Annotated in this window: 19 protein-coding genes and 1 riboswitch; of the genes, 2 read left to right on the forward strand and 17 right to left on the reverse strand. The window is 72.5% G+C overall.

From position 1 onward, the window contains the following. Position 1 precedes the first annotated feature (1 nt). From ACPOLA_RS08110 to ACPOLA_RS08185, 16 genes are all read right to left on the reverse strand, one after another. Positions 2-1,204: an SHOCT domain-containing protein gene (locus ACPOLA_RS08110; RefSeq protein ID WP_435769907.1), complete on the reverse strand. Its 1,203-nt coding sequence runs from the start codon at positions 1,202-1,204 to the stop codon at positions 2-4. Positions 1,205-1,379: 175 nt separating this feature from the next. Then, positions 1,380-2,231 (reverse strand): acyl-CoA thioesterase domain-containing protein, encoded by an 852-nt coding sequence (locus ACPOLA_RS08115; protein ID WP_435769908.1) that lies wholly within the window; start codon positions 2,229-2,231, stop codon positions 1,380-1,382. A 17-nt stretch (positions 2,232-2,248) separates the two neighbouring features. Beyond that, positions 2,249-3,538 carry a serine hydrolase domain-containing protein gene (locus ACPOLA_RS08120; protein WP_435769909.1) on the reverse strand — a complete coding sequence of 430 codons (1,290 nt, stop codon included), beginning with the start codon at positions 3,536-3,538 and terminating at the stop codon, positions 2,249-2,251. After that, positions 3,535-6,357, reverse strand: coding sequence for an aminomethyl-transferring glycine dehydrogenase (gene gcvP / locus ACPOLA_RS08125; protein ID WP_435769910.1), 2,823 nt, complete (start codon positions 6,355-6,357; stop codon positions 3,535-3,537). The genes ACPOLA_RS08120 and gcvP overlap by 4 nt, the downstream gene beginning before the upstream one ends. 79 nt (positions 6,358-6,436) lie before the next feature. Next, positions 6,437-6,534, reverse strand: a riboswitch (glycine riboswitch). Between the two features lie 36 nt (positions 6,535-6,570). Continuing rightward, the gene (locus ACPOLA_RS08130) at positions 6,571-7,170 is read right to left on the reverse strand and encodes a MerR family transcriptional regulator (RefSeq protein WP_435769911.1); all 600 of its coding nucleotides are present in this window, start codon (positions 7,168-7,170) and stop codon (positions 6,571-6,573) included. Between the two features lie 156 nt (positions 7,171-7,326). Further along, complete coding sequence (locus tag ACPOLA_RS08135) at positions 7,327-7,800, reverse strand: bifunctional nuclease family protein (protein ID WP_435769912.1); 474 nt, start codon at positions 7,798-7,800, stop codon at positions 7,327-7,329. 29 nt (positions 7,801-7,829) lie between these two features. Then, the gene (gene ftsR / locus ACPOLA_RS08140; RefSeq protein WP_435769913.1) at positions 7,830-8,576 is read right to left on the reverse strand and encodes a transcriptional regulator FtsR; all 747 of its coding nucleotides are present in this window, start codon (positions 8,574-8,576) and stop codon (positions 7,830-7,832) included. 2 nt (positions 8,577-8,578) lie between these two features. Beyond that, on the reverse strand, positions 8,579-9,088 hold the full coding sequence (locus tag ACPOLA_RS08145; protein ID WP_435769914.1) for a zinc-ribbon and FHA domain-containing protein: 510 nt from the start codon (positions 9,086-9,088) through the stop codon (positions 8,579-8,581). Between the two features lie 47 nt (positions 9,089-9,135). Beyond that, on the reverse strand, positions 9,136-9,525 hold the full coding sequence (gene gcvH / locus ACPOLA_RS08150) for a glycine cleavage system protein GcvH (protein WP_435769915.1): 390 nt from the start codon (positions 9,523-9,525) through the stop codon (positions 9,136-9,138). Positions 9,526-9,589: 64 nt separating this feature from the next. Next, positions 9,590-10,333, reverse strand: a complete 744-nt coding sequence (locus tag ACPOLA_RS08155) for a DUF881 domain-containing protein (RefSeq protein WP_435769916.1) — start codon at positions 10,331-10,333, stop codon at positions 9,590-9,592. Beyond that, positions 10,326-10,658, reverse strand: coding sequence for a small basic family protein (locus tag ACPOLA_RS08160; protein ID WP_435769917.1), 333 nt, complete (start codon positions 10,656-10,658; stop codon positions 10,326-10,328). Before ACPOLA_RS08160 ends, ACPOLA_RS08155 begins: the two co-directional genes overlap by 8 nt. Beyond that, positions 10,655-11,536 (reverse strand): DUF881 domain-containing protein, encoded by an 882-nt coding sequence (locus tag ACPOLA_RS08165; protein ID WP_435769918.1) that lies wholly within the window; start codon positions 11,534-11,536, stop codon positions 10,655-10,657. Before ACPOLA_RS08165 ends, ACPOLA_RS08160 begins: the two co-directional genes overlap by 4 nt. After that, positions 11,529-12,152, reverse strand: a complete 624-nt coding sequence (clsA, locus tag ACPOLA_RS08170) for a cardiolipin synthase ClsA (protein WP_435769919.1) — start codon at positions 12,150-12,152, stop codon at positions 11,529-11,531. The genes ACPOLA_RS08165 and clsA overlap by 8 nt, the downstream gene beginning before the upstream one ends. 36 nt (positions 12,153-12,188) lie before the next feature. Continuing rightward, positions 12,189-13,244, reverse strand: a complete 1,056-nt coding sequence (locus tag ACPOLA_RS08175; protein ID WP_435769920.1) for a hemolysin family protein — start codon at positions 13,242-13,244, stop codon at positions 12,189-12,191. Continuing rightward, positions 13,237-14,586, reverse strand: a complete 1,350-nt coding sequence (locus ACPOLA_RS08180) for a hemolysin family protein (RefSeq protein ID WP_435769921.1) — start codon at positions 14,584-14,586, stop codon at positions 13,237-13,239. The genes ACPOLA_RS08175 and ACPOLA_RS08180 overlap by 8 nt, the downstream gene beginning before the upstream one ends. Before the next feature lie 52 nt (positions 14,587-14,638). Then, entirely contained in the window at positions 14,639-16,588 is a 1,950-nt protein-coding gene (locus ACPOLA_RS08185; protein ID WP_435769922.1) for an acetoacetate--CoA ligase, read from the reverse strand. Positions 16,589-16,632: 44 nt separating this feature from the next. Between ACPOLA_RS08185 and ACPOLA_RS08190 the strand changes: the two genes are divergently transcribed. Next, positions 16,633-18,252, forward strand: a complete 1,620-nt coding sequence (locus tag ACPOLA_RS08190; RefSeq protein WP_435769923.1) for an AMP-binding protein — start codon at positions 16,633-16,635, stop codon at positions 18,250-18,252. Here ACPOLA_RS08190 and ACPOLA_RS08195 read toward each other — a convergent pair. Beyond that, positions 18,236-18,865: an acyltransferase gene (locus tag ACPOLA_RS08195; protein ID WP_435769924.1), complete on the reverse strand. Its 630-nt coding sequence runs from the start codon at positions 18,863-18,865 to the stop codon at positions 18,236-18,238. The two genes, ACPOLA_RS08190 and ACPOLA_RS08195, sit on opposite strands and share 17 nt — an antisense overlap. A gap of 80 nt (positions 18,866-18,945) precedes the next feature. On the opposite strand from ACPOLA_RS08195, the gene ACPOLA_RS08200 reads away from it, so the two are divergent. Beyond that, on the forward strand, positions 18,946-20,085 hold the full coding sequence (locus ACPOLA_RS08200) for a CDP-glycerol glycerophosphotransferase family protein (protein WP_435769925.1): 1,140 nt from the start codon (positions 18,946-18,948) through the stop codon (positions 20,083-20,085). Positions 20,086-20,094: the final 9 nt, after the last annotated feature.

A 20,094-nucleotide genomic window follows, 5' to 3' on the forward strand; every position in this document is an offset into this window, starting at 1 on the left:
CTCAGAGCCCGAGCGCCTTGGCCTTGGCGGCGTCGTAGTCCTCCTGCGTGATCAGCCCGGCGTCGAGCATCTCCTTCGCCCGCTTCAGCACCGCCATCGGGTCCTCGGCGGCCGGAGCAGCGGGCGCGGCCGGTGCCGCCGGAGCGGCAGGCGCCGGAGCCGGAGCGGCGGGCGGCGGGGTGACCGGCTGCTGGAGCCCGCCGATGCCCATGCCACCGGTCGCCATGCCCATCCCGATCAGGCCACCCGGCCCGGCGTTCTCGCCGGCCGCCTCGATGCCGGCAGCGACGGAGGCCTGCAGGTTGGAGTTGCCGCGGGCGCCGGAGAGGGCGTCGGCGCGCTTGACGTTCTTGAGCAGCTCGCGGGTGTCGGCGTCGTACTCGATGGAGATGATCGCGGTCTTGACGATCTCCAGGCCCCGGTCGGTGCGCCACTGGTAGTTCTGCTCCACCGCCGCCGACAGCGACTGGGCGAACCCGATCGAGTCCTGCTGGAGGCGAGCGATCCGGTTCCCCTTGGCGGGGTCGTTGGTGTACATCGAAAACGCCGGCGCCAGCGAGCCGACGACCTCGTTGAACAGCTGCTCACCGGCCGGGTTGTCGATGTCGGTGAAGTCGAAGATCCCGCGGCCGCCGATCACGTTGGCCGGCACGAAGTTGCGGATGAACGTGAGCGGGTCGGTGATCTTCAGCGTGTAGGTGCCGCGGGTGATCGCGCCGACCTGGGTGTTGAGGAACGCGTCGTCCCAGTAGATCTCCGACTGGGTGCCGAACTTGTTGTTGGGCAGCTCCTTGAGCGTCACGAACACCGCGGTCTGCTGGGTCGACGGGCGGCCGCCGTACTTGAACCGCTCCCAGCTCTGCTTGATCACCGAGTCGACCAGGCCGCCGCCGGAGAACACGGACTGCGAGGCCGGCTCGTCGGAGTTCCAGATGTAGGCGCCGGGCTCGGCGGCGAAGCCGGTGAACGCACCGTCCTCGAGCAGCACCAGGCCGTAGCCCTCCGGCACGATGATCTTCGAGCCGTTGGTGATCACGCCGTCGGACGCGCGGTCGTTGCCGCCCCGGCCGGCGTTCTCGCCCTTGCGGACGGCGGGGAACAGCGCCGCGGTCGGCGGCAGGCCGTCCGGGACGCCGAAGAAGTCGAGCCACTGGTCGCCGAGGGTGCCGCCGACGGCGCCGATCGCAGCCTGAATGAGTCCCATGTCCGATCCCTCCAACGGGTACGCAGATGCGGGCGGCCGCGGGGGTCCTGCGGCGCACGTGATCGGCACCGTGCCCGGCGCCGGATCGCCGCAAACCTACCGCCGGGTCGCCCGCCGGTTCAGCGGAATCGGGCAACTCCCAGCCCGCGGTCCAGACCGTCCGGCGGCGGTCCGGTCAGACGCCGGGCGTGCCCGTCGAGCCGTCCCAGTCCGAGCCCGAGAAGTCGACGGTACGGCGGCTGTTGGCCAGCGACGTGACGGTCGCCGTCCCGATCGGTCCGCGCCGGTCGAACACCTCCGCGGTGCCCACCGCCACCCCGTCCGCCGCGACGTGGTCGGTGGTGCGCAGGCCCAGCGACGTACCCTCCGGCAGCCGCGCCAGCGCGAGGCTGATGTCGGTGTTGATGTAGGCGACCCCGGCGCTCCCCCAGTTGGTCACCATGCTCGTCGCGTCGGCGATCGACGCGGCCACCTGGAACGGCGTGCACTCCTCGTCGACGACGATCGGCATCGCCGTCTGCCAGGTGGCGTGGCGCCCGGCGTTCTGGTGCTCGGTGAAGTTGTCGCTCCACGGCTTCTCGCTGGCGAAGATGGGCACGTGGTGCTCGCCGCCGACCGGAGCGACGTCCGCCGGCGGCGGGCTCGGCCGCTCCTCGGCCGTCCACAGCTCCCCCGGCGGCTCGGCCGACGGCTTCAGGAACGTGGCGCCGGCGCGGGCCACCACCTCGCCGTCCTGCTCGACGACGGCGTCGAGGAGCATCAGCCGCGGGCCCTCCCTGACGACGCTCGCGGCCGCGGAGGTGCCGGTCATCCGCGCCGGGCGGAAGAGGTCGACGTGGTAGCGCGCCGGGACGAGGTCGTCGCGGCCGGCCGCCGCCACCGCCTCCTCGAGGGCGCGGGCCAGCAGCCCGCTGACCGCCACCCCGTGCATCTGGTCCTCGCGCCACAGGCTCTGGGCCAGCGGCATCGGCCAGAACAGGTCGCCCTCGCGACGGAACCAGCCGAGCTGGAACGTGTTCTCGTCCACGGCCCCATCATGGGGCATCAGTCAACGCTGTAGACACTCGGGTCGTACGGCGAGCGCGTGTAGACGAACGTGGCGCACTCCAGGTGGCTCACCGAGCCGTCGGCGCGGCGGTGCACGTGCAGCCGCTCGCCGCGGTGGTAGCCGGCGGTGCAGACCAGCCCACTCCCCGCCACCGCGAACCGGTACTCCTCCTCGGTGGTCCGCAGGTCGCGGACGAGCAGCTCCTGGCCGGTCCACTCGAAGCCGAGCGCGGTGTTGCCCCAGAACCAGACGCCCAGCAGCGGCGCGACCTCCGCAGGCAGCTCGGCCACCGGCCGCCACGGCGCCACGTCGCCCCCGGCGTCGCCCGCGTCGGCCGCGGGGTCGGCGGCGAGGAACCGCTCCGCCACCCGCGCCGCGGGCAGCCCGGTGGTCGCGTTGGTCAGCACCGCCACGGCGTCGCGGGTCGCCCGGTCGACGAACAGCGACGCCTGGAAGCCCGGCATCGACCCGGTGTGCCCGACCAGCACCCGCCCGTCCACCACGAGCCGCCGCAGCCCCAGCCCGTAGTCCTCGTCGGGCGTCACCGGTCGCGCCATCTCCGCCAGGGTCTCCGCCGCGAGCACGTCGGGGTGCCCGGTCGCCAGGAAGTCGGCCCACCGGAGCAGGTCGCCGACCGTGCTCCACAGCTGCCCGGCCGGCGCCATCGCGACGGTGTCGGTGTGTGGCTCGGCGGTCAGCGTGTTGGCGAAGTGGTCGACGCTGCGGCCCGGCGCATGGTCGGCCGGCGGCCCGTACGTCGTCGCGGTGAGCCCCAGCGGCTCGAGCAGCCGCTCGGCCACCAGCTCCCACCACGTCCGACCGTGCAGCCGGGCGGCGACCTCGCCGAGCAGCGCGTAGCCGAGGTTGGAGTAGTGGTAGTGCTCCCCCCGCCCGGCGACCCGGCCGCCTCCGTCGTTCGCGGCGAGCAGGTCGGCCATCGGCACGCCGGGCGAGCGCTCCCACCACGGCCCGACCGGCTCGCTCTGCAGGCCGGCGGTGTGCGAGAGCAGCCCGCGCAGCGTGGCGTCGGCGTACCCGGCCTCCGGCAGGAACCGGCCCACCGGGTCGTCGAGGTCCAGCCCGCCCTCGTCGCGCAGCTGCAGCACCAGGACCGCGGTCATGGTCTTGGTGATCGACCCGATCCGGTACGACGTCTGCGTGCCGATGCCGTCGACCACGGACACGCAGCCACGCCACTCCTCGGTCCCGCCGCGCGCCACCGCGGCACAGACCGACGGCAGCCGGCCGCTCGCCTGGAGCGACCGGAGCGCGTCGTCGTGGGTCACTCGGCGTAGGCGTCCATCGGCGGGCAGGCGCAGACCAGGTTGCGGTCGCCGTACGCCTGGTCGATCCGGGCCACCGGCGGCCAGTACTTGTCCGGGTCGATGCCCATCGGGAAGACGCCCACCTCGCGGGAGTAGGCACGGTCCCACTCGCCCACCAGCGCCCGCGCGGTGTGCGGCGCGTGGTGCAGCGGCGAGGCGTCGACCGCCCACTCCCCGGCCGCGACCCGGTCGATCTCGCCCTTGATGGCGATCATCGCGTCGCAGAACCGGTCGAGCTCGGCGAGGTCCTCGGACTCCGTCGGCTCGACCATCAGGGTGCCGGCGACCGGGAACGACATGGTCGGCGCGTGGAAGCCGTAGTCGATCAGCCGCTTGGCCACGTCGTCGACGCTCACGCCGGTCTGCCGGGTGATCTCGCGCAGGTCGAGGATGCACTCGTGGGCGACCAGGCCGGACTCGCCGCGGTAGAGCACCGGGAAGTGCTCGCCGAGCCGGGCGGCGACGTAGTTGGCCGAGAGCACCGCCACGGCCGTGGCTCGGGTGAGCCCCTCGGCGCCCATCATCCGCACGTAGGCCCACGAGATGGGCAGGATCCCCGCCGAGCCGTACGGCGCCGCGCTGATCGCGCCGGTGCCCTCCCGCCGGTCCGCCACCGGGTGCAGCGGGTGCGTCGGGAGGTACGGCGCCAGGTGCTCGCGCACCGCGACCGGACCGACGCCCGGCCCGCCGCCGCCGTGCGGGATGCAGAAGGTCTTGTGCAGGTTGAGGTGGGACACGTCGCCACCGAACCGCCCCGGCTTGGCGTAGCCGAGCAGCGCGTTGAAGTTGGCGCCGTCGACGTACACCTGCCCGCCGTGCTCGTGCACGATGTCGCACAGCTCGGTGATGGTCTCCTCGTAGACGCCGTGCGTCGAGGGGTAGGTGACCATGATCGCCGCCAGCGTGTCCGCGTGCTGCGCGCACTTGGCCCGCAGGTCGTCGAGGTCGACGGTGCCGTCGTCGTTGGCCTTCACCACGACGACCTTCATGCCGACCATCACGGCCGAGGCGGGGTTGGTGCCGTGGGCCGACGACGGGATCAGGCAGACGTCGCGCTGCCCCTGGCCGCTGGCCCGGTGGTAGTTGCGAATCGCGAGCATCCCGGCGAACTCGCCCTGGGCGCCCGCGTTGGGCTGCACCGAGACCTTGTCGTAGCCGGTGACCTCCGCCAGCCAGCCCTCGAGCTCCTCGATCATCCGGCGGTAGCCCTCGGCGTCGGTGGCCGGCACGAACGGGTGCAGCCCGGCGAACCCGGCCAGCGAGATCGGCTCCATCTCCGTGGTCGCGTTGAGCTTCATCGTGCACGAGCCGAGCGGGATCATCCCGCGGTCGAGCGCGTAGTCGCGGCTGCTGAGCTTGTGCAGGTAGCGCAGCATCGACGTCTCGTTGTGGTGGGTGTTGAACACCGGGTGGGCCATGAAGCCCGTCGTACGACGCACCGCGTCCGGCACCGCGACGAGCGGCTCCACCTCGGCCGGGGTGATCCCGAAGGCGGTGTGCAGCGCCCGCAGGGTCGCCGGGCCGGCGGTCTCGCCGAAGGAGATGCCGACCGTGTCGGCGTCGACGAGGCGCAGCTGCAGCCCCTCCTCACGCGCGGCGGCGACCAGGTCAGAGGCGCGGCCGGGCACCCGCACCTGGACGGTGTCGAAGAAGGTCTCGCTGACCAGCTCGAGCCCCGCCCGGCGCAGCGACGCCGCGGCCCGGGCCGCCAGGCCGTGGACCCGCTCGGCGATCGCGGTGAGTCCGCCGGGCCCGTGGTAGACGGCGTACATCCCGGCGGTGACGGCGAGCAGCACCTGGGCGGTGCAGATGTTGGAGGTGGCCTTGTCGCGGCGGATGTGCTGCTCGCGGGTCTGCAGCGCGAGCCGGTAGGCGGGCCGGCCCTCGGCGTCGACCGAGACGCCGACGAGGCGACCCGGCAGCTGCCGCTCCAGGCCCTCACGGACCGCGATGAAGCCGGCGTGCGGGCCGCCGTAGAACAGCGGGACGCCGAAGCGCTGCGCCGAACCGACGACGACGTCGGCGCCCATCGTGCCGGGCGCCTCCAGCAGCGTGAGCGCGAGCAGGTCGGCCGCGACGACGGCCAGGCCGCCGCGCTCGTGCACCGCGTCGATCACGGCCCGGATGTCGGCGACCCGGCCGGACGCGCCGGGGTACTGCACCAGCACGCCGGAGACGTCACCCTCGGGCAGGCCCTCGCGCAGGTCGGCGACGACGACCTCGACGCCGATCCCCTCGGCGCGGGTGCGCACGACGTCGATCGTCTGCGGCAGCGCGTCGGCGTCGACGACGAACGGGCCGGACGCCTTGCGGTTGGCGCGGAACGCCAGGGCGACGGCCTCGGCGGCCGCGGTGCCCTCGTCGAGCAGCGAGGAGCCCGCCGTGGTGAGGCCGGTGAGGTCGGCGACCATGGTCTGGAAGTTGATCAGCGCCTCGAGCCGGCCCTGGGAGATCTCCGGCTGGTAGGGGGTGTAGGCGGTGTACCAGCTGGGGTCCTCGAGCACGTTGCGGCGGATCACCGCCGGCGTGACCGTGGCGTGGTAGCCCAGCCCGATCATCGCCTCGCCCGGGAAGTTGGCGGCGGCGATCGCCCGGAGCTCCGCGGCGGCGGTCTCCTCGTCGACCGCCGCCGGCAGTGCGAGGTCGTCGCTGGTGCGGATGGACTTCGGCACCGCCGCGTCCATCAGCTCCTCGAGCGAGGCGTAGCCGAGGCGGTCGAGCATCGCCGCGACCTGGGAGTCGTCGGGTCCGATGTGGCGGTTGACGAAGGGGGCGCTCATGAGGTGGGTGGCTCCAGGGATCAGACGTCCAGTGAAAGCCTCCCCCTCTGTCAGCGCGCCGCTGCGCCTCCAGAGTTGCCTGCTCTGCGCGGTCCGGGCGCCTGAGAGGTTCCGGGGAGGAATTGCCCCTTCGGCGCCAGCCTCACGAGAAAGACTGGACTCTCCCGCGCAGCATCAAACGGCGCGGTCAGACTACACGGTCAGCCGTCCGGCTCAGCCAACCGAGCGGGCGGCGCGGCGGGCGGCCAGCTCGTCGCCCTCGACGGGTCCGGCCCGCTCGCCCTCGACCGCGGCGTGCTCGCTCGGCAGCTGGGCGAGGGTGCCCTCGATCTCGCGCCAGACGCCGCCGATGGCGATGCCGAAGACGCCCTGGCCGCCCTGGAGGAGGTCGATGACCTCGTCGTTGCTGGTGCACTCGTAGACCGACGCGCCGTCGCTCATCAGGGTGACCTGGGTCAGGTCGTCGGTGCCCCGCTCGCGGAGGTGACCGACCGCGGTGCGGATCTGCTGCAGCGAGATGCCGGCGTCGAGGAGCCGCTTGATGATCTTGAGGATCAGGATGTCGCGGAAGCTGTAGAGCCGCTGCGAGCCGGAGCCGGAGGCGCCGCGGACGCTGGGCTCGATCAGGCCGGTGCGCGCCCAGTAGTCGAGCTGGCGGTAGGTGATGCCGGCGGCGTTGCAGGCCGTGGGACCGCGGTAGCCGAGGTCGCTGGGCAGCGGGGAGACGTCGTCGGTGAACAGGAGGCCCTGCTCCTCCGCCGCCGCGGCTGCCGCGGAGTCGCCCTGCGCCGTCTCCGGCTGGTGCTCGTTCACTGGTCCTCCACGGGGCGATCTCGGTGGTGCATCCGACACATCAAGGTACGGCGGTCGCGACGGGCGGGTCAAAGACGTCGCCGGGCGTGTCGCGAAAACCCTCAGCCTCAACTTGAGGTTGACCGCTCCGCGGCTGTCTCGGCCTCATCGGCACGCCTATCCCGAGGTGGAGCCGAAGTCCTCCGGGGAGACGTGGTCGAGGAACTCGCGGAACTTCTCCACCTCGTCCTCCTGCTCGGCCGGGACGGCCAGGCCGGCCTCGTCGAGCACCTCCTCGGAGCAGTAGATGGTGGTGCCGGTGCGCAGCGCCAGGGCGATCGAGTCGGACGGCCGGGCGCTCACCTCGACACCGGACTCGAAGATCAGGGTCGCGAAGAAGACGCCGTCCCTGACGTCGGTGATGTTGACCTGCGACAGCTCGCTGCCGGTGGCGGCGAGGATGTCCTTCATCAGGTCGTGGGTCAGCGGCCGCGGCGGCACCACGCCCTGCTGGGCGAAGGCGATCGCGGTCGCCTCCACGGCGCCGATCCAGATCGGCAGGTAGCGATCGCCGGCGACCTCGCGGAGCAGGACGATCGGCTGGTTGGAGGGCATCTCCACCCGGACTCCCATGACATCCACCTCGCGCATGGCCCCAGCCTACTCGCGAGGTGAAGCCGTCAAATCCTACGCAGACCGGCTTTCACGAGCGTGGCGTGCAGCCGCACGGAGAGCGCGGCGATCTCGCTGACGGCCTCCTCGGCACGGGCGCTGGCACCGGCGTCGCGGCCCCGGCGCACCGGCGCCACGACCTGCTCGATCAGCCCGACCTCGCGGTCGGCAGCGGTGCGGTAGGCACGCAGGTGGCGCGGCTCGATGCCGAAGTCGGCGAGCTCCTTGGCGGTCCGCGCGATCACCAGCGCGTCGGAGTCGTAGTGACCCGTCGCCGAGGGCGTGATCAGCGCGAACCCCTCCAGCTGGCCCAGCAGGTCCTCGTCGATCTCGGCGACCTTGATCAGCTCCTTGCGGGACAGGCGCAACCGGTCGGTGCGCCGGAACGACTCCGGCGACGGCAGGCCGTCCGCGCCCAGCGCGACGGTCGGCACCTCCGGCACCACCGGCTCCGGCGCGGGCGGCTGCAGGCCCCGGTCGATCGCGTCGAGGTGCTCGCCGATCACCTTCAACGGCAGGTAGTGGTCGCGCTGCATCCGCAGGATGTAGCGGAGCCGCTCGATGTCGGCCTCCGAGAACTTGCGGTAGCCCGCCGGGGTGCGGTCGGGCTTGATCAGCCCCTCGGACTCCAGGAACCGGATCTTCGGGATCGACACGTCCTCGAAGTCGGTGCGCAGCCGGTCGAGGACCTGCCCGATGTTGAGCAGCGCCTCACGGTCGCCGCGGCCGGCCGCGTCGACCCGCGCAGCCGACATCCTCAGGCGCTCTCGTGCCCGGCGAAGAACACGAGGCGGTACTTGCCGACCTGGACCTCGTCGCTGTCCTTCAGCTGCACCTTCTCGATGCGGTCGCGGTTGACGTAGGTGCCGTTGAGGCTCCCGGCGTCCTCGACGGTGAACGTGTCGCCCTCGCGGCGGAACACCGCGTGGCGGCGGGACACCGTCACGTCGTCGAGGAAGATGCCGCTGTCGGGGTGGCGGCCGGCGGCGACCTCGTCCTGGTCGAGCAGGAAGCGGCTCCCGGCACCGGGACCCTTCTGCACGACGAGCAGCGCGTGCCCGACCGGGAGCGCGTCGACCGCCGCGGCGTCGACGGCGCTCAGCGCACGGTCGGAGGTCTCCACCCGGTCACCGCCGCCGAACTGGATCGTGGCGGTCGCGTCGCTGGGCGTGGACCCGGCCTCCGCCGAGGCGAGGCGGGTCCCGCACTGCGAGCAGAACCGGGCGTCATCGGGGTTCTGCTTGCCACAGGCGGTGCAGAACGGCATCGGGCGGCTCCTCAGGGTGCTGGTGCGACGGTTACGAACCTACATGCTCACCCGTCGAGCTGGGCCTCATATCCCGCCGCGTCGAGCAGTCCGTCGAGGGCGCCGCGGTCGGCGGGCACGACCTCGAACAGCCAGCCGGCGCCGTACGGGTCGTTGTTGACCAGCTCGGGCGTGGCGTCGAGCGCGTCGTTGACCGCGACCACCTCGCCGGCGACCGGGGCGTAGACGTCGCTGACCGACTTGGTCGACTCCAGCTCGCCGCAGGCGGCGCCGGCCTCGACGCTCGCGCCGACCTCGGGCAGCGAGACGTAGACGATGTCGCCGAGCGCGTCCTGCGCGTAGTCGGTGATGCCGACGCGGACGGCGCCGTCGGTCTCCCCCGGGTCGCGCACCCACTCGTGCTCGACGGTGTACTTCAGGTCCGCGGGGTTCGTCACCGGGTCTCCTCGGGTTGTCGGCTGGCGGTGCTGGGCTGTCGGTCGGCCGGGGGTGGCGAGAAGGCTACTGCCCCTGGTCGGGAACGGCGAAGGAAGGCTCCTCGGTCTCCGCGACCGCCTCGATGTCGAGCCGCTGGAGCTCCTCCACCGAGACCCGCGCCCCGTCCTCCTCCAGCTGCTGGCGCGGGCCGAGGGCGAACTCGATGGCGGCGCTGAGCACGCCCGGCTCGCCGATCACGTCGATGACGTACGGCGCCTCCAGCCGCTCGCCGTCCACGACGAACCCGCCGTCGGTCTCGGCGAACGCGGTCTGCGCGATCACCCGCACCTTGCCGTTGATCGCGATCGCCTCGGCGCCGACGGTGCGAAGCTCCTGGATCGTGTCGAGCAGGGACGCGAGGTGGACCCGGCCCTCCTCCTCGGTGATGGTGATCCGGATGCCGGGCCCGGTGACCGGCACCAGGCCGGCGAGGACCCGGAGGTTGTCGGCCTCGGTCTGGGCCTGCTCCAGCGCCGCCCGCCGGCTGGTGGTGTCGTCGCGCAGCTCCTCGCGGACGTCCTCGAGCCGCTCGATCTCGGCCTGGGTGCGCTGACGGGTGCCGGACAGGGCGTCGAGCAGGTCGATCAGCTCCTGCTCGCGAAGGCCCTCGAGCGTCTCGTCGGTCCCGGCCACGCGGACCTGCGTCACGGCCGCGAACCCGAGCAGCGCCAGCAGCACCGCGGCCACCACCTGCTTGCGCGACGGCCGCAGCAGCGCGGTCTTGAGGCGCTGCACCGCGGTGGCCGGGGCCTCCTGCTCCTCAGGCATGGAACAGGTGGCGCCGGATCGCGGCGACGTTGGTGAAGATGCGGATGCCGAGCACGACGATGACGCCGGTCGAGAGCTGGCCGCCGACGCCCAGCCGGTCGCCGAGGTAGACGATGCCGGCCGCGATCACGACGTTGCTCAGGAAGGAGACGACGAACACCTTGTCGTCGAAGATGCCGTCGAGGTAGGCGCGCAACGCGCCGAAGACCGCGTCGAGCGCTGCCACGACGGCGATCGGCAGGTAGTACTCCAGGCCGAGCGGCACGTCGGGCTGGAAGACGAAACCCAGGACCACGCCGATGACGAGACCGAGAACCGCGATCACGGCGACTGACCTCCTGCCTCTCCCTTGGGGCTGCTCGTGCGCTGCTCAGCGAACCGTAGCCGCCGCAGCGACGTCGGCGCCGCCGGAAGCCGAACGTCGCTGACCCTGTCGACGTCGTAGCGGAAGCCGTACTGCTGGGCGAGGGCGACGAACGCGAGCCCGCTGGGCGACCCGGTCAGGAGGTCCGCGGCGAGCGTCCGCGGGTCGCCCAGCGCCGTCACCGTGTACGGCGGCGCGATGCCGACGCTGTTGACCTCGACCGCCCGGCCCGAGTTGCGGATCGCGCTCCGCGCGGTCAGCCGCTGGCCGTTGAGGGCCACGGCCTCGGCGCCGGCCGCCCACAGCCCGTCGACGAGCAGCGCGAGGTCGGAGTCGCGCACCTGGGCGCTGGAGCCGGCACCGGGCGCGTTGTCCACGGTCACCCGGACGCCGTCCCCGGTGACGGCCTCGAAGCCGGTCAGCGCACCGAGTGCGGAGCGCCGGGCCTGGACCGTGCTGTAGCGCTCGCCGAGCGAGCGGAGCTCCTCCTCGGCGGCCGCGTTCTCCTCGCGCAGCCGCGCCACCTCCTCCTGGAGGTCGGCCACCAGCCCGCGGACCGACTCGATCCGCTCGACCAGGCTCGACCGGCTGGCGTTGTCGACGTCGGCGTTGCGCGAGGTCTGCACGGCCGCCACCGTCACCAGCAGCGCGAAGACCGCCACGACGGCCACCACGGCGAACCGGGAGCCCGTGGGCTCGCGGTCCTCGGGGTCACGCCGGGAGGCCGCCACCTGGTAGTCCCGGTCGAGCGACTCCTGGGTGATCAGGGTGAGCAGCGGCGTGCGGGACCGGTCGCTGGCGGTGGCCTCGGACGGTCGCGGCTCGACGGGGTCACTCATCGCGGACCACCGACCGGGGTCGGCGCTCGGTGGTGAGGAGCAGCTTGCGGACCTGCCAGGCGTAGAGCACCCCGGCCCACCAGTAGAGACCGATGCCCCAGAGCGCGAACGCCCAGCCGAACACCTGTGCCAGCGTGGCGACGGCGCCCTCGCCGTCACCGAGGAGCAGCAGCGGGAAGGCGTAGAGCAGGTTGAAGGTCGCCGCCTTGCCGAGGAAGTGGACCGGCAGCGCGCTGTAGCCGCGGGTGCGCAGCAGCGGCACCAGGCCCCACAGCAGGAGGTCGCGCAGCGGGAGGCAGAGGGCGACCCACCACGGGATGATGTCGCGCATCGCCAGCCCGATGACGACGGCGAGGATGTAGAGCCGGTCGGCGACCGGGTCGAGCAGCTGGCCGAGCACCGACTGCTGGTCGAGCTTGCGGGCGAGCCAGCCGTCGAGGAAGTCGGTGACGCCGGAGAGCATCAGCACGACGAGGGCCCACACGTCGGCCTCGGGACCCAGCACCAGCCACAGGAAGAGCGGCACGCCGAGCAGGCGCAGGCCGCTGAGCAGGTTGGGCACGGTCAGGACGCGGGTGTCCGACGGGCGGTCGTCACGCGTCCTGGAGCCTGCCACGGACGACACCCTAGTTGGGGGCACGGCCGTTCCCGCTCATGCCTGCTCGTCGGAGTGCGCCGCGTCGCGGATCTCCCCGACCAGCTCCTCGATCACGTCCTCGAGGGCCGCCACGCCGAGCGTGCGCCCCTCACCGTCGACCACCCGTGCCATGTGGGCCCCGCGGCGCTGCAGCACCTCGAGCGCGTCGTGGAGGAGGGTGTCGGCGGTGACCGTCGCGAAGGGCCGGATCCAGCGGTCGGCGACCGGCCGCATCCGTCGCTCCTCGTCCGGCTCCAGCACGTCCTTGATGTGGAGGTAGCCCACCAGGTCGGTCTCGTCGGTCTCCGAGACGACGGGGAACCGGCTGAAGCCGGTGGCCGCGCACAGCGACTCGACGTCGGCCCCGGTGGACCCGCGGACGACCGTCGCCAGCGTCTGCGGTCGCATCATCACCGCGCCGACGGTCTTCTCGGTGAACCCCAGCGCGCCCGCCAGGCGGTCGTACTCGTCCTCGGCGATCAGGCCCTCGCCGTGGGACTCCTCCACCAGCGCCGCGACCTCCTCGCGGGTGAAGGTGCTGGACACCTCGTCGCGCGGCTCGATGCCGACCAGCCGGAGGATGCCGTTGGCCAGCAGGTTGATGCCCACGATGATGGGTCGGAGCACCGTCACCACGCCGTACATCGGCGGGCCGAGGATGAGCGCGGCGCGCTCGGGACCGGCGATGGCGATGTTCTTGGGCACCATCTCGCCCAGCACGACGTGGAGGAAGACCACGATCGACATCGCGATCACGAACGCGATCGGGTGCAGCCACTGGTCCGGGACGTGCAGGGCGTGGAAAGCCGGCTCGATCAGGTGCGCGAGCGCGGGCTCGCCGACGGCACCGAGGCCCAGGGAGCAGATGGTGATGCCGAGCTGGGCGCCCGCCATCATCAACGAGACGTGCTCCATGGCGTGCAGCGTCGTCCGGGCCACCCGCGACCCCGCCTGGGCGCGCGGCTCGATCTGGCTGCGGCGCGCCGAGATCAGCGCGAACTCGGCGCCGACGAAGAAGGCGTTGGCGAGGAGCAGGAAGACGGCGAGCAGCACGCCGGTGAGGTCACTCATCGGGCTGCTCGACCTCCTCGACCCGCAGCGAGAGCCGGTCGATGCGCAGGCCGTCCATGTGCTCGACCTTCAGCACCGCCCGGCGCGCGGGAGCCTCGTCGTCCTCCGACTCCGGCGGCAGCGGTACGACGGCCTCCTCGCCGGTGCCCGGCACCCGGCCGAGCACCTTGAGCACGAGACCGGCCACGGTGTCGTAGTCCTCGCCCTCGGGCAGGGGGAAGCCGGTGAGGTCCTCGACCTCGTCGGGCCGCAGCAGCCCCGAGAGGGACCAGCTTCCGTCGCGCCGGAGCCGGCCGCGGTTGCCGAGCCGGTCGTGCTCGTCGGCGATGTCGCCCACGATCTCCTCGATGACGTCCTCCAGCGTGACGATCCCGGCGTGGTCGCCGTACTCGTCGAGGACGATGGCCATCTGGAAGCCGTCCTCGCGCAGCAGCGCCAGCAGCGGGTCGAGGCGGAGGCTGTCGGGCACCACGATCGGCTTGGCCATCAGGTGCTTGACCCGGGCGGTGTCGCGCTCGTGCAGCGGAAGCGCGACGGCGTTCTTGACGTGCACCGTGCCGACGACGGCGTCGTGCTCGTCGAGCACCGGGAACCGGGACATGCCCGTCTCGCGGGTGAGCGCGAGGACCGCGCTGGCGCGGTCGTTGACCTCGAGCGTGCGGGTGCGGACGCGCGGCGTCATGATCTCGCCCGCGGTGCGGGTGCCGAACTCGACGGAGCGCTCCATCAGCTCCGCCGTGTCGGCGTCGAGGGTCCCCTCGTGGGCCGAGCGCTGGATCAGTGACGCCAGCTCGGTCGAGCTGCGCGCCGACCGCAGCTCCTCCTGCGGCTCGACCCCGAGCCGCCGCACGATCGCGTTGGCGCTGTCGTTGAGGACCTTGATCAGCGGGCGCGACACGGCGGTGAACCCCCGCATCGGCCCCTGCGTGATCCGCGCGGTGGCGAGCGGCAGCGCGATGGCGACGTTCTTGGGCACCAGCTCGCCGATCAGCATCGTCACCAGCGTGCTCAGCACCAGCCCGGTCGCGACGGCGACCGGGGTCAGCGCCCCGTCGGGTATCCCGGCGTCGGTCAGCGGCCCGCGCAGGAGGTCGGCGATAGCAGGCTCGGCGAGGAAGCCGATGCCGAGGTTGGTCACCGTGATGCCGACCTGGGCCCCCGACAGCTGGGTCGAGAGCGACCGCAGCGCCTTCTGCAGGCCCACGGCGGCGGCGTCGCCCTCCGCGGCGGCGCGGTCCACCTGGCCGCGGTCGACGGTGACGAAGGCGAACTCCGCGGCCACGAAGAGCCCGCAGGCGATGACCAGGAGGATCGCGAGTCCCAGCAACAGCCAGGCGGTCATCGAGGTCCTTCACGAAGCGGAACGGGAGGTGGCCCCACTCTACCGGCGTCGGTCAGCGGTGCCGCGCCCGGCCGACCTCGGCGTACCAGTCGATGAGGTCGGGGGCGTCCACGCTGCCCGGGTCGAAGGCGCCACCGAGGTCCTTCCCGGCGAGCACCTTCTTCACCGGCACCTCGAGCTTCTTGCCGGTGCGGGTGTGCGGGACGCCGGGCGCCGCGATGACCGCGTCGGGCACGTGGCGGGGCGAGGCATGGGTGCGGACGGCGTCCTTGATCCGGGTCTCCAGGGCGTCGTCGAGCACGACGCCGTCGGCGAGCACCACGAACAGCGGCATCCAGTAGCCGCCGTCGGCCTCCTCCAGCCCGATCACCAGCGCCTCCCGGACCTCGGGCAGCGCCTCGACCGGCTCGTAGATGTCCGCGCTGCCCATCCGGATGCCGTTGCGGTTCAGCGTCGCGTCGGAGCGGCCGTGGATCGCCACCGAGCCGTGGTCGGTGATGGTGATCCAGTCGCCGTGCCGCCAGACGCCGGGATAGGTGTCGAAGTAGGCGTCGCGGTAGCGGGACCCGTCCTCGTCGCCCCAGAAGAACAGCGGCATCGACGGCATCGGCCGGGTGACCACGAGCTCGCCCACCTCGCCGCGCACCGGCCGGCCCTCGGGGTCGAAGGCGTCGAGCGCGACGCCCAGGCACGGACGGCTGAGCTCGCCCGGCCACACCGGCAGCCCCGGGACCGGCCCGACGAAGGCGCTCACCACGTCGGTGCCGCCGCTGATCGAGCAGATCTGCACGTCGGGGCCGAGCTCGCGCTGCAGCGCCTCGTGGCTGGTGGCGGGGAACGCCGACCCGGAGATGCCGACCCGCTTGAGCCGGGACAGGTCGTGGCCGGCCGGGCCGACGCCGGCCTTCTGGCAGGCCGCGACGTAGCCGGGGCTCATCCCCGTCACCGTCACCCCGTGCGCGGCGGCCAGCGCCCACAGCCCGTCGGTGTCCGGCACCGCCGGGCTGCCGTCGTAGGTCACCACCGAGGCGCCGGTGAGCAGGCCCCCGACCACGAAGTTCCACATCATCCAGGACGGCGTGGTGTACCAGAACAGCCGCTCGCCGGGGCCGAGGTCGAAGTGCAGCGCCGCCACCTTCGCCTGCTCCAGCATCGCGCCGCCGTGCCCGTGCACGATGCCCTTGGGTCGTCCCGTCGTGCCCGAGGAGAACAGCACCCACAGCGGGTGCCCGAAGGGCAGCGCGACCGGCTCCAGCTCCGCGGTGCCCGAGACCGCGTCGGTCCACGCCGGTGTGCCGACCTCGAGCGTCGCCCGCAGGCTCGGCAGGGCGTCCTGGAGCTCGGCCACCACGTCGGAGCGGTCGTGCTCCCTCCCGCCGTGGACGTACGACGAGGCGTGCACCAGCAGCACCGGCTCCAGCTGCTCGAACCGGGCCCGAGCGGCCGAGGCGGCGTAGTCCATGCCGCAGACCGACCAGATCGCGCCGATGCTCGCCGCCGCGAGCAGGGCGACGACGGAGTCGGGGGTGTTGGGCAGGTAGCCGACGACCCGGTCGCCCTCGCCCACGCCGAGGGCACGGTAGGCGGCGGCCAGCGAGGCGACCTGTGCCCGCAGCTGGCCCCAGGTGAGCTCGCGGGTGGCCGACGGGTGCTCGGTGACGCCGACGACGGCGACCTCGTCGGCCGGCCGGTCGCGGAACACCGCCGCGGCGTAGTTGACCGTCGCCTCCGGGAACCAGACCGCTCCCGGCAGCCGCTCCTCGGCGAGTGCCGGGCCGGGCAGCGGGTCGCCGACGTGCTCGGCCAGGCACCGCCAGAAGGTGTCGAGGTCGTCGACCGACCAGGCCCACAGGGCGTCGTACTCCTCGGGGGTGGCGGCGGAGAACGACCGGCCCGTCGCCGCCGACGCGGCGCGCGCGAACTCCTCGATGCGGCTCATGGCACGCAGCGTAGTGAGCGCCGTCACTGGAACCTGTTCTCGTTCCCTCGTGAAAGATGGCATCCTCGGCTCACCCCCGTGACCGCGTGCCGGCAAAGGAGCCCGCCATGAAGTTCAACCTCGCCACCGTCTTCGAGACCGTCGCCGACGCCGTCCCGGACCGGGTGGCGCTCAGCTACCAGGGCCGCGACCTCACCTACGCCGAGTTCGACCGGGAGGCGACCCAGGTCGGGCACCTGTTCTCGGGGGCGGGCGTCGCCGCCGGCGAGCACGTCGCGCTCTACCTCAAGAACTGCGTCGAGCACGTCACCGCGATGGTCGGGCTGCTGAAGGTCCGGGCAGTGCCGATCAACGTGAACTACCGCTACACCGACGCGGAGCTGGAGTACCTGTTCACCAACTCCGACTCCGTGGCGGTCGTCGTGGAGGAGGTCGCGCACCAGCAGGCGCTCGCCCGCATCCTCGGGTCGCTCCCCCAGGTGCGCGCCGTCTTCGTGGTCGGGTCGGTCGACGAGGAGCTCGCGGCGGCGGCGGGCGACCGCGGCGTGGACGTCGTCGACTTCGCCTCGTGGTCCGAGCAGTCGGCGGAGCGGGACTTCGAGCCGCGCACCGGCGACGAGCACTACATCCTCTACACCGGCGGCACGACCGGCTACCCCAAGGGCGTCGTGTGGACCCACGACGACCTGTTCCACAAGCCGCTCTCCGGGGGCAATCCGTACGGCGACCCGCACCCCGACCTCGAGGCGATCGCCGCCGCGGCCGTGGCGATGCCGCCGCTGTCGTTCCTGATCGCCGCGCCGCTGATGCACGGCGCGGCGTCGTACGCGATGTTCTTCTACTTCATCTTCGGCGGGCGGCTGGTGATGCTGCGCGACTTCGACCCGAAGCGGATCGTCGACGGCATCGCGCACGACGGGCTGCAGAGCCTGCTCATCGTCGGCGACGCGATGGGCATGCCGCTGGTGGAGGAGATGGAGCGGCGGCAGGACGAGGTGGACTACTCCCCCGTGTTCATGGTCAGCTCCGGCGGTGCGATCTGGTCGCAGGCCTGCCGCGACCGGTTCCGGGCGCTGGTGCCCAACGCGATCCTGCGCGACAACTTCGGCGCCTCGGAGTCGGGCAACGACGGCGAGATCAGCCTCGACGACAACGGCAACCTGCGGGTGCCGGCGACCGACCGGATGCTGGTGGTCGACGACACGCTGACCGAGCTGCCCGCCGGTCCCGACAACGTCGGCCTGATCGCGCGCCTCGGCCCGGTCCCGCAGGGCTACTACAAGGACGAGGAGAAGACGGCGCGGACCTTCCGCACCCTGCCCGACGGTCGGCGCTGCTCGGTGCTCGGCGACATGGGCTACCGCGACCACGACGGGTCGATCGTCTTCCTGGGCCGCGGGTCGCAGTGCATCAACACCGGCGGCGAGAAGGTGTACGTCGAGGAGGTCGAGAACGTCCTCCACGGCCACCCGGGCGTCGCCGATGTGCTGGTCGTGGCCGTGCCCGACCAGCGGCTCGGCGAGCGGGTGGCGGCCGTGGTGGCGCCCCGCGACGGCGTCGAGCCGACGCTCGAGGACATCCAGGATCACGCGCGCGGGTCGCTCGCGGGCTACAAGGTGCCGCGCGACCTGGTGCTGGTGCCGGAGGTCAAGCGGACCCCGGCGGGCAAGGCGGACTACAAGTGGGCCAAGGAGGTCGCCCGGGCCAAGGTCACACCGGTGTCCTGACCCAGCCGACGCCGTGCTCGAGGCGGCGCAGCAGCCGGGCCGGCACGCCGCCGACCACGGCGTGGTCCTCGACCGTGCCGCGGACCACCGACCCGGCGGCCACCACGACGTTGCGCCCGATGGTCGTGCCGGGGAGGATCATCGCGCCGTGGCCGATCCAGGACCCGGAGCCGATGCTCACCGGCTGGTGCTCCCCGAACTGCAGGCCCACCGGCACCGACGGGTCCTGGTAGCCGTGGCTGGCGTCGGAGACGAACACGTCCTGCCCGAACCACACGTCGTCGCCGATCGAGATCGACTCGTGGGCGGTGATGCAGACCCGCGCGCCGAGCACGCACCGGTCGCCGATCACGAGGCCCCGCTCGGGCATGACCACCTGGGTCGGGCCGTAGCCGACCGAGAGGGTCGAGTACTTGCCGATCAGGGTGTCCTGGCCGACGTGGATCGACCCGGTGCCGAACAGCGTGCCGAGCGGGAACGCCAGGCAGCTGCCGGGGCCGAAGGAGCCGAACTCGTCGGCCAGCGCGGTGCCCGGCGAGACGTCGCCGACCCGCTCCAGCCAGCGCCACGCGGCGTGGACGGAGCGGTTGACCAGACGGCGTGGGGACGGCACCGGGCGAGGTTACCGAAACGCAACGTTCCGGGGCCTCCGCGGGTTCGTCCGGCGCCTCCGCGCAGCCCTAGCATTCGCCCGTGCAGAACCCCGACGTCATCGCCTACTTCGCGGACGACCCGAGCCGCGTCTACCAGCTCCTGCAGTGGATCCCCGTGCTCGAGCGGCTCGATGACAGCCATCCCGTCGCGGTCGTGACCCGCGACCCCGACACCGCGGCGGCGGTCACCGAGCGCACCTCGCTGCCGGTGCACTGCGCGCCCGGGTTCGCCGAGCTGGCTGAGCTGTACGACGAGCTGTCGGCCAAGGTCGTGCTCTACTGCAACAACTCCATGCTGAACTTCAACTCGCTGCTCGACGGTCGGATGCTGCACGTGCACATCAACCACGGCGAGAGCGACAAGCAGAGCATGGTCAGCAACAACGCCAAGGCCTACGACCGGGTCTTCGTCGCCGGCGAGGCGGCCGTGCAGCGCCACCGCGCGGCCCTCATGGAGCTCGACGAGCGGAGGCTGGTGCGGATCGGCCGCCCGCAGCTCGACCTGCGCCCGGCGCCCCTGCTCCCGGCGAGCCCCGGGCGTCGTACCGTCCTCTACGCGCCGACGTGGGAGGGCGACGCGGAGTACAACGACTACACCTCGGTCGACGTCCTCGGCCCCGAGATCGTGCGGGCGATCCTGGCGGTGCCTGACGTGCGGGTGGTCTACAAGCCGCACCCGAAGGTCCTCACCAGCCTGACCCCGGCCATCCGCGACGGGCACCAGGCGATCCTGGACCTGGTGGAGCGGGCGGCCGAGCAGGAGCCCGACGCCGGGCACGCGGCGGTCTGGCAGGGCGACATCCTCGCCGTCTTCCCGGGCTGCGACGCGATGGTCACCGACGTCTCCTCCGTCGGCCTGGACTGGCTGTACCTGCAGACCGACAAGCCGATCGTGATCACCGACCGCCACCACGACGCCGAGCGGCTCCGCCAGGAGGTGCCGGTCAGCCGCTGCGCCGACGTGGTCGACGCCGACAACCTCGGCGACCTGACCGCCCTGCTGGCGGCGCGGCTGGACCACGACGAGCACGGGATGGCGCGGGTCGCCATGCGGCACCACTACTTCGACGACATCGGGGTGGGCGACAGCACCGTGCGGTTCGTCGCGGCGGTCCGCGAGCTGGTCGAGCTGCGCGACCGGCTGCAGGGGCTGCACGGCGGAGCTGTCGGCGCCGCCTGAGAGGCTCGG

Origin of the sequence: Nocardioides proteolyticus, assembly GCF_051280635.3 — a bacterium.
Taxonomy (GTDB): domain Bacteria; phylum Actinomycetota; class Actinomycetes; order Propionibacteriales; family Nocardioidaceae; genus Nocardioides.